Here is a 14023-nt window from a genome sequence, read left to right as displayed (position 1 = left end):
CCGCGCGCGTAATGCGGAAAGGTAGGGTGGCATGATGCAGCGAATGTTCGTGGTGGCGGTCCTCGGGATCGGGCTCCTCGCGTGCTCGTCGAATGGAACGGGCGCGAGTGGAAGCGGAGGCGGAGGCGGGGGCGGAAGCGGGGGCGAGGGCGGAAGCGGGGGCGGAAGTGGGGGCGGGGGCGGAAGCGGGGGCGAGGGTGGAAGCGGCGGCGGGGGCGGAAGCGGCGGCGGCAACGCATGTGATCCAGCGGCGGGGACCTATTTCGTCTCGAATACGGGCAACGACGACGACCCGGGGACGGCGGACAAACCGTTCCAGCACATCTCGCACGCCGTGGACGTCGCTCAAGCCGGCGATACCGTGGTCGTCCGCCAGGGCACGTACAACGAGCTCGTCGCGTTCCCGCGCTCGGGCACGCCCGGGGCTCCGATCACGGTCCGCGCGGCCTGCGGCGAGCGGCCGATCCTCGATGGAACAGGCCTCGGGGGCGCAGGCGAGCCGGCGCTCTTTTCGGTGGTCGATCGGGGGCACATCGTGGTCGAGGGGTTCGAGATCCGGAACCTCACGGGCAAGGGCGGCTTTCCCGCGGGCATCTGGGTGCGCGGCGCCTCGCACGACGTCGTGATCCGCGACAACGTGATCCACGACATCCAGGCCGAGAATGGAGGCGACGGCGCGGGCGCGCACGGCATCGGCGTGTACGGGACCAAGACGACGCCAGCCGAGCGAATCTCGCTCGTCGGCAACGAGCTTCACGACCTCGTCCTCGGCTGGAGCGAGGCGCTCGTGGTCAACGGGAACGTGCGTGATTTCGAGGTGCGTGAGAACCACGTCCATCACGTGAACAACATCGCGTTCGATTTCATCGGCTTCGAGAGCGACGTCTGCGGCGCCTGCTCCCAGGACGACGAGATCGACGCGGACGACGTGAACCGCGTCCGCAAAGGCCTCATCGCCGGCAACCTCGCGCACGACGTCACGAGCTACGGCAATCCTGCTTATGGCAACGAGAAGGCCGCGGGCTGCTTTTACGTGGACGGCGGGGCGGATCTCGTCCTCGAACGGAACACCGCGCACGGTTGTGACCTCGGCGTGGAACTCGCGAGCGAGTGGTTCGGCAAGTCGACGCAGGGCATCGTGGTGCGAAACAATTTCCTTTATGCGAACGACGTCACGTGCATCGCGACCGGGGGGTACAGCAGCGGCAATGGCGGCGGGGGCGGAGCGGCGAAGAACAACGTGGTCGTGAACAACACGCTCTTCGATTGCTCGCGGGATGGCTGGGCGGACGCGGCGATCCTGCTGCAGAACCGCAACCAGGGCAATGTGTACCAGAACAACGTCGTGGTCGCGACGATGGGCACGAGCGTGGTCGCCGTCGGGGGCAGCGGCAACACGGGGAACGTGTTCGATTTCAACGTCTACTTCGGCGGCGATCTCGACGGGGCCTCGGCCGGCGCGAATTCGCTCACCGTGGACCCGAAGCTCGTGGATCCGGGCAGCGGCGATCTGCACCTTGCGCCGGGATCTCCCGCGAAAGACAAGGGGAACGGGGCGCTCGACGTGGGCGAGGTGGACTTTGACGGGGATGGCAGGAAAAACGGCCCGGTCGACATCGGCGCGGACGAGCTCTGATCAGCCCCACCGCACTTCGTAATAGGCGCGCCTCTCGCCGGGCTTTTCGCCCGGCCATGTGGCCCAGGGCTCCCAGATGCCCTCGTCCTTGCGCAAGGAGCGCATGTCCACGCGCATCCGCCCGAGATCCCGCGGGATCGTGATCAGGTTGTAGAGCCGCGGCACGGACGCGGGGCGGTGGTCCGCCGGCGCGCCGAAGCTGCCCGCGCCGACGACGTGGATCTTTCGCGTGGGGTGCAGGTATCCCACGAGATCCGCGCGATCCTCGTGGACGTGCCCATGCAGGACGGCCCGGACGTCGGCGCGGCGCAATCGTTCGAGGAAGGCATCGTCGGCCATCTTTTCATTGCCCGTGACCGGGTGGTGGAAGACGGCGAGCCGCAGGACGGTGGCGTTTGGGTCGAGATCCCCGCGCTTCCGCGCCTCTTCGACCTGCCGCTCCGCCTCGGCGAGGGCGCGCGAGAGCGCGCCGGGATGAATGGCCGAGCGGTCGCGGTGGTATTCGTCGATCTCGAAGGCCGAGTTCAGGGTGAGGAACTGGATCCGCTCGGCGGGGAAGAGCAGGGCGATCCCTTGCTCCTCCGGGGTCATCGGGTACTCGCGCAGGCAAAGCGGGTGGTAGAGGTGGCGGGAGAAAGGACCGAATCGCTCGGGGTACCGCGCGTCGTCGCGCACGAGGTAGCCGTTCTCCTGCTCGACGAAGCTGCCGGGCGCGAGGCGCTTCGGATCGACGGCGCGCCGCTTTTTGAAATCGTAGACCTCGGTGTCCCAGTCGAGGTCGTGGTTGCCGGGCACGACGATGCAGCGCTCGGCGGTGAGGCCCATGGCCTCGGCGAGGCGCGAGAGGAAATGGCGCGCGCAGGCAAGCTCGCCGGGGCTCGCGCGGTTCGAGAGGTCGCCGGAGACGACCACGAAATCGAGTTTTTCGAGGGCGAGCCCCTCCACGCGGTCGCGCAGATCCGTGAGCAAGGGTTGGAGCAGGACCTCGGGATCGTCGCCCTCGTGGAGGTGCAAGTCGCTGAGGTGCAGGATGCGAAGGGGCGCGGGAGGTTTGTCCGAGGTGACGCGCGCGACGGCCATGGCCATCCGCGCGGCCTCGACGCTTTCTTCGCGGCGGCGTTCGACCTCGCGGCGCAGCGCGAAGATGGGCGCGGCGAGCGCGTCGTTCCCTTCGGCCCGCGGGACGAGCGGGGTGCGGGCGTCGCATTCGGGGCAGCCGATGTCGGAATGGCCGCCGACGAGGCGGCTCTTGACGGTGTCCTCGGGCAAGACGTACCCGCACGGGCAGCGGACGGAGACGCGCTCGACGAAATGGACGCCGCGCTGCTTCATGTGATCTTCCAAGAACCCCGCGAAGAGGCGCCGGACCTCGTCGGGCGTGTCCGAGGAGAAGGCGACTTCGAGCCCACCGCGCGCCTTTCCGCCCGGCGCAAGGGCCATGGAGAGCCGCGACAGACCTTCCCCGGGGAGGCCAAAATCGGCGCGGCCGGGGCCGAGGCGCGCGGGGCCGAAGCGGCGGCCGAGGGCGAGGGCCGTGACGGCGGAGGCATAGACCTCCGAGGCGGGACGGCTCATTTCGTAACGAATGGCGGCCGGGAGAGGGGAGGCCGCGGGATCGGCCGGATCCGCGGCGGGCGCGGCGGCCGGGAAGAGGGCGGGGAAGACGAGCAAACCCTCGTGGAGGAAACACGTGCCCTGTTCGAGGAGGAGCGCGATGACGCCGTCGAGGACGCCGAGCTCCTGATCTTTGCGCAGGCGCTCGCCGGGCGGGATGCGCGGGAATCGCGCGGCGGGGCCGAAGAGCGTGGCGATGGCGAGGGCGGGGACGCCGTGCGGATTGTCGCGCGCGAGCAGGATCAAGGAGCCGGCATACCGGGAGATCTGCTCGACTTCGAGGACGAGCGCGCGGGTTCCATCGGACAAACGAATGTCGGCGACGAGGCCCTGGCGGGCGAGCTGGGAGGCGACGGCGGGGATGGCGACATCGAGCTCGGTGTTGGTCTCGTCCTGGGCCACGCTCGCCTGGAGCTCGAGGAGCGTGAGCACGGCGCGGCCGGCCTTGCGGGCGCGCTCGACGTGCGCGCGAATGCGCTCGAAGAGGACGGGGCGGCTCGTCGGGCCGAGCGAGGACCAATCGATGGCGCCGAGGATCGCGCTCTTCAATTCGGAGATGCCGCGGCCCGTGCGGGCGCTCGTGGGCACGTACGCGAGGGCGCCGGTGCGGGTGCGGAGGCGCTCGCTGCCGGCGCGATCCTCGGGCGCGCGCTCGGCATCGTCGAGCTTGGTGCCGACGAGCAAGCGGCGGGGGGCGCCGTCGTTTTCGTCGGCATCGCCGAGGTGATCGTTCCAGGAGACGATTTCGTTTTCGGCGGCCTTGCCGCGGCCGGGTTCGAAGACGAGCACGGCGAGGGAGGTATCCCGCAAGAAGAGGGGGTGGACGAGTCGATATTCGTCCTGGCCGCCGAGATCCCATACGACGAGCTCGCGGCGGTGGTTTTTCGGGGCAGGCGTGTCGCGGGGGAGGCGCGCGCCCGCGATGGGCCAGAAGCGCATGCCGTGGGTGGAAGGTTGCTCCTCGTAACGGTCCTCGGCGAGGCGGAGGGCGAGGCAGCTTTTCCCAGCGCGGCCCTCGCCGAGGAGGACGACTTTGGCGGTGGTGGTGTGGAGCGTGGTGGAGGAGGGGGCGCGGCCGCGGAGGGCGTCGATGTCGACGGAGAAAAGGGCGAGGTTGCCGGTCGGCGAGGGAATGGCGATGGTGGGCTCGGTGGGGGAGAAGGCGGCGCCGGCCAGGTAATTCGTGGAGGATCGCAAGCGAGCCGCGGGCTCCCAGGTATCGGTGCGCCAGAGGAGGACGAGGCCGTCGCGGGAGCGGGAGGCGAGGAGCCGCCCGTCGTGCGAGAAGGAGAGGCTCGTGACGGCGGTGGGATGGCCTTCGAGCTTGGCGAGGAAGGCGCCGTCGACGAGGCTCCAGACCGCAATGGTGCCGTCGTCGGCGGAGGAGGCGACGTGCGGCGCGCCGGGTCGGAACGCGAAATCGAGGACGGATCCGCGATGGAAATGCGCGGCGCGGGTGAATCCGTTTTGCGGCAACATGCCGGCCGGGATGGTCGAAATGGCGACGAACCCGTCGCCCTTGCCGCCGGAGACGAGGAATTCACCGTCGGGCGAGAAGGCGAGGGCGAAGATGCCTTCGGGGCAGAAGCCGTGATCGAGGTGGCCGAGGGGGGAGAGCTCGTCCGCGTCGAGGAAGAGGACCTTGCCGTCGGGCTGGCCCACGGCGAGGATGTTCTCCGGGGACCAGGCGAGGCTCGTGCCGGAGACCTCGTGCAGGGTGTGGAGGCATTCGCCGTTCGAGGCATCCCATACGGAGAGGTTTGTCCCGGCGCGCGTGGCCAGGCGGCGGCCGTCGTGCGAGAAGCAGAGGTCCATCGCGTCGGAGCCGGCGCGCGCGACCCAGCGGTTCGATTGCGTGTCCGCGTCCCAGACGTGGATCTTGCCCCAGAACGAAATGGCGGCGAAGGCGCCTCCGGCGGGCGAGAAGCGGACGCGGGCGAGCGGGCCGCGGTCGATGGGCAAGGAGCGGAGGAGGGTGAATTCGGAGGGGAGGTCGGCGGAAGCGGGAGCGGAGGCGGGCGCGGGGGCGGACGCGGGAGCGGGGGCGGGAGCGAGGCTGCGAGCGCCTCCGGGGGCGCGGCCGGGGACGGGGGAGGGGGCGAAGGCGGCGACGGACGCGGCGATGGGCGGTGGGCGAGGGGGCGGCGGGGGGCCGGCTTCCGCTTTTTTTGATTCGAGCGGCTCGGGCGCGGGCTTGGCCGCGGGCTTGGCTTCGAGCTCGGGGGCGTGTTCTGCGGGGAACGGCAATTCGAGGGCTTCGTCGTCGGCAAGGTCGTCCGATTTCGCCACTTCGGCGGGACCCTGACGGACGAACACACGGAGGGGCTCGTCCGGGCGTGTGGAGACGGGGCCCTGGAAGTGGGGATCCATGCTCGGGGAGAAGCCGAGGAGGCGGGGCCAGAGTGCAATCGTGCCGGTGTCGAGGTCGAGGCGGCCGGCGGCATACCCGTGGCGTCGGTCGGCGCTGACGCCGCTGGAGAAGGGAAACGTGGAAAAGAGAGGCGCGTGAGGGGCGTCGTCCACCAGGGGCGCGCCGCCGCTGAGGCTGCCCGCGAGGTGGAGCGCGAATCGGCCGAGCGGCGCGAGATCGGTCGAGAATCGCGCGAGCGCGCGCGGGGAGAGCCCGGACGGCGGATGGTGCGTGAGCAGGAGGCAGGCGTCGTGCGCGCGGGCCCAGGCGTCGAGGTCCCCCGCGGCCGCTTCGATCTGCCGCGGATCCACGTCGAGAGCGCCAAAGGCGCTCCCGGCGAGCTCCAGAAAGGCCGTATTGATGCCTGCGATGCCGAAGCGATGGCCGTCTTTCGTCACGGTCGCCGCGAAGTCGCCCGGCAGGAGGCCCTCCTTTGCGGCGACGTCGACCGAGGCCGGTCGTTTGTGCCACCCGGCCATCCACCGACGGAAGGGGGCGAACGCGGCCGTGACCACATGTCGGCTTCGATGCGTCGCGTCCTCGAAGAAGGCCTCGCGTGTCTTGGGGTCTGCCGCCCAGGTGGCCGGGTCGGGGGCCGCGCTCGCCGTGGTGCGAACGAGGTCCTTGTTGCCGGGGACCGCGAGCAGGGCGGGGCGCGAGCCGAGTCCGGCCAGGAAATCCTGGAGCGAGGCGAGCCCCTCCGTGACGATCTCGTATTCGGTCTCGGTGCCGGTCGAGGCGAGGTCGCCGGTCACGAGGAGGAGGTCGAACGAGCCGACTCGTTCGTGGAGCCAGCCGAGGTCCCGCTCCATCTCCTCGCGGTAGCGGGGCCGCTGCCAGAGGGTTCGGGCGGCTCCGACGTGAAGATCGCTGAGGTGCAGCCAGCCGAGTCCGGCCATGTAGGGGCTCCCGGGGGGTGTCGACCGGCGCCCATCGTATCCCCCGCTCCTCGCGTCCGGCAACGGCGGCGGGGGTGCGAGGGGGTGGTTTGTTGCGACAAACTGATGGGATCACTACGCGTTGCTTTTATTGTGTTTTAATTTACTAAATGATGCATGTGTTGGAACGGCAACGTCGTGCTGCCAGTCCTTGGGGACTCGTTTGGTGCGACAAACTGATGGATTCCTCACTATTTGCGCAACATGCTTACGCTGACGGTGGAACTGGCTGACTGTTATCACTCAAACATCTTGCTACCAGTACTTTGGGGCCGTTTTTTCCTTATCGGCGAGCGGCCTCCGCGGGGCGCTCCGGGTCCCCGGGCCCTTTTCCGAGCCTCCGGGTGTTTTTGGGGCCTTTTTGTCGATGTTTGCGTCATGGAGCGTCGCGAATTTTAACGCGGCGCGTTGGTGTGCATTATGGCGTGGTCATCATTTAAAATTGATTGTCTTGTAAAACGTGTTTCTTGTAAAACCTTGTAACATTGGTTTGTCTTGGTTATTCTGTGTGTGGCATAGAATGGAATGGTGCGTGTCGTCATTGCGCCGAATAGTCGTCGCAGGAGTCGCAATGGGTGGGATTGAAATGTGCGGGAATCGAATCGCCGAGGGGCAGGGCGCCCCTCGGTTTTCAGGCCGCGCTGCGGCTGACGAGGACGAGCGGATCGGGGCCGGGCGCCGCTTCGAAGCCGCCGAGGCCGTCGAGCAGCTCCCACGTCGCGCATAGATTCGCCGTCTCCTCCGACGAGGCCCAATCACCCGTGCGCGCGAGCGGTCCGCCGACGATCTCCGGATCCGCGTCCATTCGCTCGCGCACCACGACCTCACCCGCATGCGCCGAGACATTCACGTGCACGCGCGGATCCGATCCCGAGCGCGACGCGAGCGCCGTATGCAGGTCGAGCGCGAAATCGAGCGCGGCCTGCCGCTCGTCCTGCCAGCGCGCAGGATCCCGCGGGAGCAGCCGCAACCCGAGCACCTCCGCGCTCGTGCTCGTGCAGAGCGCGAAGCCCGCGCTGCGCATCCGATCCTCGGCGCTCGCCAGGATCCGCTCGATCTCGGCCGCAAAAAGATCCGGCGCGTCCTCGGCGTCCGCGCGGAGCCGGATCTCGAGGAAGATGCCCACCGCGAAGCGCGGGAGCTGGTGCGAAGACGAGCGCAACGTGCCCGCCGAAGTCGCGTGGCGCAGCGCCCGCACGAGCGCATGCACCGATTCGTATCGGCGCTCGGGCCGTTTTTCCAGGCACTTCAGCACGACCGCGTCGATCTCGCGCGAGACGGGGACACGCTCGCTCGGGCGCGGCGCGGGCTCTTCCAGGTGCTTGCGCACGAGCTCGCCGGGGAACGAGGACTCGAACGGCAAACGGCCCGTGAGCAGCCGATAGAGGAGCGCGCCGAGCGCGTAGACGTCCGTGCGCGCGTCGACCGGCGCGCAGAGGAGCTGCTCGGGCGCCATGATCGTGAGCGTGCCGATCTGCCGATTCACCGAGGTCAGGCCCGCGCTCGACGTGCCCGGATCGACGAGCTTCGCGATGCCGAAATCGAGGAGCTTCACGCCGCCGAGCCCGCCCGTCGCCATCACGTTGCTCGCCTTGACGTCGCGATGAACGATGCCCGCCGCGTGCGCCGCGCCGAGCGCCGCGCAAACAGGCTCGAGGATCTCGAGCGCCTCTTCCGGGCCGAGGCGGCCGCGCATCGAGAGCAAGACGTCGAGCGTGACGCCGGGCAAATACTCCATCACGAAGAACGGCGTGCCGCAGGCGAGCGCGCCGACTTCCTTGATCTCGACGATGTTCGGATGACGGATGCGCCGGAGCAGTTCGACCTCCCGGACGAACCGCTCGATCATCTTGGGCAGCGGCGCGAGCGTCGGATGCAGGACCTTGATCGCCACGGGCTCGGCGCGCCCCGCCGGATGCGCGCGATACACCGAGCCACACCCACCACGCGCGACGAGCCGGTCGATGACGTACCCACCCACGGACGTCCCGACGGCAAGGGGAACATCGTGATCCTCGCCGTTGCTCACCACGCTTCCCCCGAGAAGCCCTGATCGACCCATCTTGCCCTCCCCCGGTACGATCGCGATCCCACGCCACGGGTATGACCTGAAATGCGCCGCTTCGGCAACCGATTTCCGCGCTCTCCGCGCTCTCCGGAAGGCCGCGGGATCGCTGCGTTGCGTGATCGAATCAGGGTACGCACGGGCCTGATGGGGCCGCCCCCGATCCCCGGACCCTAGACGTCCATCAGGGCGATTCCCGATGCCGTTGTCGAGGGTTTCCCGTTCGCAGGACGCCCGTACTCCAAGTTCGTCGTGTCCTGTGCCAGCTCCGTGTTTCGCGCTATCGTGAGGGGAATCTCTGAGACGGGGGGGTACATGTCTCGGAAATCAATGGTCGCGTTTTTTCCGTTCATGCTCGTGGCAGTCATGCCGGTCCTCGGTTGCGTGGGGGCGCCGGGAGAAGAAGAGGTGGACAACGCCGAGGCCGTGGGGGAGGCGGCCTCGGGGATAAACATTCTCAACGCGCTCGTTCCCGAGGCGCTGACGGCGGGTGGGGACTTCGCCAAGGCGCCGCTTTCGGTCGACGCGATGGTGCCGGGGGCGCGGGCGGCTATCGAGTCCCCCTCGGTGCGGGGGCGGCTCGCGCGGATGTTCCTTTCCTATGCCGTGGGCTGCGCGCTGGGGCCGGAGCAGGCGTTCGTGTTCTCCTGGACGGACCTGCACGGCGTCGTCCACAACGAATCGTACCGAGGTATCGCGGGGCTCGCCCCGTCGTGGGAGCAGGCGCCGCTCGACGAGGCGGGTCAGCAGTGGGTCTCGGCGTGCCTCGGCGCGCGCACGAATCGGTACGGTCGGGCCGTCGAGATCTCGATGCAGGGATCCGCGGACGCGTTTGCGGAGCCGGCGGACGAGGAGGTCCAGGAATTCATCTACGAGGAGGGGGCGTTCTGGGGAAACCTTTTCCTTCCGCAGCCTTATCTGCGCACCTGTTACAACCCGGGGAACGTGGTCCGGGCCCGGAGGACGTCGCGTGATTGCGCGGCTGGCCTCCCGGGAAGGACCGACGCGGACTGCGGCATCATGGAAATCATGGGGCCCTGCGCGGAGCAATGCGAGCCGCTCGGCGAAAACCTGTACCATCCAGGCTGCGCCGCACCCGAATCTGGGGTTCCTTCCGGGGGGAAAACCGAGTATGTGATCACGGTTTTCCTACCGTAGAGATGACCACGCCACCGCCGCCGCCGGAGCATGACGCGGCCGTCCGACAAGGACGGAAGGGATCGCGTTGTGCTTCGTGCGGGAGGCGGGTGGGGGCCTCCGGGTGCTCGGAGCACGGTCGCTCGCTGGAAGGGGATACGGCGCCCGAGATATCGTCCGAGCCCGAGGCGCCGCTGCCCGCGTTTCGCGGATACCGCACCGAGCGTATGCTCGGCCGGGGCGGGTTTGGCATGGTCTATGCGGCCGTGTCGACGGCGCCGCCGAATGTCGGGCGCCGCGTGGCGATCAAGCTGGCCCGAGACGATCGGGCCGGCGCCGCGCAACGGCTGGCGCACGAGCTCGTGGCGCTGCGCCTCGTGGGCCAGCCGCACGTGCCCGAGGTGCTCGACGCAGGCGTGCTCGCCTCGGGTTCACCCTACATCGTGATGGAGCTCGTCGAGGCGAGGACGCTCGCGGAGATCCTCGTGGCCCGCGGGGGGGCGCTGCCCCCGGCGGAGGCCTGCGCGATCACGCGCGCCCTGCTCACGTCGCTGCGCGCCGTGCACGACGAGGGCCTGGTCCACCGCGACATCAAACCCGAAAACATCCTCGTCACGGAGCCGCCCGGCCGCGCGACCGTGCTCGATCTGGGGCTCGCCCGGCGCGAAGGTGTGATGCCGGCGCGCACGACCCCGCCCGAGGAGGGCGCCATGGTCGGCACGATCGAGTACATGGCGCCCGAGCAATGCGAGGGCCGCGCCGAGCTCGACGCGCGCGCCGACGTGTATGCGGTGGGCGTGATCCTGTACGAGATGCTCGCCGGTCCGCCGCCCTTCTGGGGCCCGCCCGCGGCGGTGCGGGAGGGGCACCTGTCCCGCAGGCCTGCGCGGCTCGAACGTGCGGCCGGGGCGCCGATCCCGACGGCGCTGGAGGACATTGTGCTCCGGTGCCTGGAGAAGGATCCGGCGGCGCGATACACGAACGCGAGGGAGCTCGACGAGGCGCTCGCGGCGATCCCCCTCGGGACGGAGCCCGAGGCGGGGAAGGCCCCGGGGAGCCCCGGGGACCCCGCGACGAAGGGGAGCGGAAAACCCCAGGCCGTGGATCGGGCCTCGTCGGCGGGCGCGGGGCCGAGGTCGTCCGACGCATCGGCGAGCGAGCGGCGGACGGTGGCCTTGCTGCATTTCACGTCGCAGCTCGATCCGATCGCGCTGCAGGGGCGCATCGAGCCGATCGGCGGGCACGTGATGCGCGCGTCGAGCGGCCGGTACGCGGTGGCGTTCGGGCACGAGGCGGACGAAAACCCGGTGCGCCTGGCGATCCGCGCGGCCCAGGATCTCGTCGCGCGCGGGATCTGCGAGCGCGTGTGGATCGATCTCGCGAACGTGTCCGTGACGACGCGGCCCGACGGATCGAAGCGGCTGCTCTCGCCGCATCTCGCCCGGATCGGGCAAGCGCCGCTGCCCGCGTCGACGGCGCCGATCCTGCTCTCGCCCGCGGCGCGCGGCGTGCTGACGGAGGCCGATCTCTCGGAGCTGCTCTCCCTGTTCGGGGCGAAGGCCGTCGAGGAGAGCGAGCTCTCCGGCGCGGAGGATCCGACGACGCGGCTCGGGCACGTGGGGCCGCCGCTCGTCGGTCGGGACGACCTGCTGGAGACGCTCGCGCTCGCGGCGCTGCGCTCGGTCCGGGAGGGCGTGCCGTCGGTCGCGGTGATCGTCGGGGATCCGGGGCACGGAAAGAGCCACCTGCGCAGGCTCCTGGTCGAGCGCATGCGCACGCTCGTGCCGCTCGGGGCGGTGGTGGATCTGCGCGCGCCCGAGCCGATCGTCGGCGGCGGCGACAGCGTGCGCGACCTGCTCTCTGCGGCGCTCGGCCTGCCCGCGTCGATGCCCGCGGAGGGGCGCAAGGCCGCGCTGCGCGAGCGCCTTGGTCCGGCGTCGAGCCCCGAGGCGGAGGCCGCGCTCGCCCTCGCCCTCGGCTGGGTGGGGCCGCCGCGCGGCGATGAGACCACGGACTTCCCGGGCCTGCGCGCCCTCGAAGCCGCGCCGTTCGCGCTCGGGGCGACCTTGCGCGTGGCCGGCGGCGAAGCGCTCCGGCGGCGCGCGGAGCGGACGCCGCTTTGCGTGGTGCTCGATGACGCGCAGTTCGCGGACGAAGCGACGCTCGGCATCCTGGAGCACGCGACGCTCGCCGAGGCGCGGGCGCCGATCTTCGTGTGCGCCCTCGGCCGTCCGGTGTTCAAGGAGAACCACCCGTCCTGGGCCGAGCGCGCCGCGCACCGGGACGTCTTTGATCTCGGGCCGCTCGATCCACAAAGCGCGGCCTCGCTGGTGCGCGCGCTGCTGGCGCCGGCGGAAAACGTGCCGGAGCTCGCGGTGCGGAGGCTCGTGGAGCGGACGCAGGGGATCCCGCTCCTGCTCGTCGAGCTCGTGCGGGGGCTCAAGGGCGCCGGGATCGTGCGCCGGCACGAGGGCGGCCGCGGGTTTTACGTGGCGACGGACGAGCTCGATCGGGTGCCCGATCTGCCGCTCATCGAGTGGCTCGCGCACCGCGAGATCGACGCGCTCTCGCCGGCGGAGCGGGCGCACGCCAGGCTCGTGGCGACCGTCGGGGCCGAGGTCACGCCGGAGGAGATTTCAGGCATTCTCCGCGGGATCCTGCGCCGCCTCGATCAAAGCGGCGAGTCGAGCGAGTTCCCGCTCGACGCGCGGATCGGCATCGAGCGGCTGCTCAACACGGGCGTCCTCCGCCGGCAGCGCCACGGCCGCGTCGGCTTCCGGCACGCGCTCGTCCGCGAGACGATCGCCCGCGGCGTGCCCGAGGCGCTGCGCCGCAAGATCCACCTGACGTGCGCCGAGTACTACCGCGACACCCCGGGGCCGCCCGAGGGCCCGCCCGAGGAGCAACGGCTGCCGCAGCTCGCCTACCACGCGGCCCGCGCGGGGCTCTGCGACGTGGCGGAGACGGCCTACATGGCCCTCGCCGAGGCGGCGCGGGCGAGGCACACGTACGTCGACGCCGAGCGCTTTTACACGCTGGCGCTGGAGCAGCAGGCGAGCACGGGCACGCGGCGCGGCGGGGCGTACCGGGGCCGCGGGCTCATGCGCTATCGCGTCGGCCGTTACCACGACGCGCTCGCGGACTTCGCCGAGGCGCGCGCGGCGGCGAGCGCGGCGGGCGACGCGATGGAGATTGTCGAGATCCTGCTCGACGAGGCGACGGCGCTCGATTGGATGGGCGAGCACGCGGCCTCGCGCGACAAGGTGCACGAGGCGCAGGCGCTCGTCGCGGGCCGGGCGACGCCGCTGCTTTCGGCGCGGATCCTGCTCGGGATCGGGCGTTCGCATTATCGATTCTCGCTCAAGGAAGAGGCGCTCGACGCGCTCACGCGCGCGGCGACCGAGGCGGCGGCGCTCGGCGAGGCGGGGTACGAGACGCAGGTGATCGCGCTGCTCATGCTGGGCTACCTGGAGCAGGGCATCGGCCGGCACGCGGAGGCCGAGCGCGCGCTCGATCGGGCCGTCACCTTGTGCGACACGCACGGCGACGCGCTCCACCTCGCGGCGTCGATCAACACGCGCGGCGTCTTGCGCGGGTTCCAGGGCGAGCGGCAGCGGATGATCTCGGACCTCGAAAGGGTCATCTCGCTCGGCCGCGAGCTCGGGCAGGACTACATCGAGTGGACAGGCCACTTCAACCTGGGGGAATGCCTGTACCTGATGGCCGAGCTCGAAGCGGCCGAGCCCCACGTGGCCCAGGCGCGCGCCATCGACGAGCGGCCCATGGGCGGTGAGCCCCGCACGGCCAGCATCCTGCTCCAGGCGCGGATGCTGCTCTACCGGGGCGACATCGAGAACGCGCGCGCGCTCGCCGCGCGGGCCCGCGGCGGGACGTCTGCGCCGCTCACGGTCCCTTCGGACGACGTGCTTTGCTCGATGATCGAGCTCGCGGCCGAGGACGCGGGCGAGGAGGCGTGGGAGGCCCTGGAGGCCCGCTCGGAGCGGTACTCGATTGGCCAGGAGCGCATCGAGGTGGTCGAGGCGCGAGGCTTGTCGGCGTTGCGGCGGGGGAGGTGGCGTGAGGCGGCGCGTCACCTCGAACGCGCGCTCGCCTTGTCGCGGCAAATCCCGAACGTGATTGGCAAGCGGCTGGCGCGGCACCTCGCCGAGGCGATGCGGGACTAGAAGTGGTCTCATAAACCTACTCGCGCCCCGAATCGTCGG

At 70.2% G+C, this 14023-nt stretch carries 5 protein-coding genes; 3 read left to right on the top strand and 2 right to left on the bottom strand.

The genetic code is table 11. From position 1 onward, the window contains the following. Nucleotides 1-31: 31 nt before the first annotated feature. On the top strand, nt 32-1636 hold the full coding sequence (locus tag E8A74_RS16335) for a DUF1565 domain-containing protein (RefSeq protein WP_136929945.1): 1605 nt from the start codon (nt 32-34) through the stop codon (nt 1634-1636). Here the strand turns inward: E8A74_RS16335 and E8A74_RS16330 are convergent, their stop codons facing one another. Together E8A74_RS16330 and E8A74_RS16325 are read right to left on the bottom strand one after the other, a co-directional pair. Beyond that, the gene (locus E8A74_RS16330; RefSeq protein ID WP_136929944.1) at nt 1637-6559 is read right to left on the bottom strand and encodes a metallophosphoesterase; all 4923 of its coding nucleotides are present in this window, start codon (nt 6557-6559) and stop codon (nt 1637-1639) included. Nucleotides 6560-7229: 670 nt separating this feature from the next. After that, nucleotides 7230-8627: a serine/threonine-protein kinase gene (locus tag E8A74_RS16325; protein WP_232379590.1), complete on the bottom strand. Its 1398-nt coding sequence runs from the start codon at nt 8625-8627 to the stop codon at nt 7230-7232. 351 nt (nt 8628-8978) lie between these two features. Here E8A74_RS16325 and E8A74_RS16320 point away from each other — a divergent pair, with 351 nt between their 5' ends. Together E8A74_RS16320 and E8A74_RS16315 are read left to right on the top strand one after the other, a co-directional pair. Further along, nucleotides 8979-9821: a hypothetical protein gene (locus tag E8A74_RS16320; RefSeq protein WP_136929942.1), complete on the top strand. Its 843-nt coding sequence runs from the start codon at nt 8979-8981 to the stop codon at nt 9819-9821. An 89-nt stretch (nt 9822-9910) separates the two neighbouring features. Then, nucleotides 9911-13984 carry a serine/threonine-protein kinase gene (locus tag E8A74_RS16315; RefSeq protein WP_232379589.1) on the top strand — a complete coding sequence of 1358 codons (4074 nt, stop codon included), beginning with the start codon at nt 9911-9913 and terminating at the stop codon, nt 13982-13984. Nucleotides 13985-14023 lie beyond the last annotated feature (39 nt).

The organism is Polyangium fumosum, assembly GCF_005144585.1.
Classification (GTDB): Bacteria; Myxococcota_A; Polyangia; order Polyangiales; family Polyangiaceae; genus Polyangium; species Polyangium fumosum.
The sequence above is the reverse complement of the archived record's forward strand: the minus strand, read 5'-3'. Positions and strand labels throughout refer to the sequence as shown.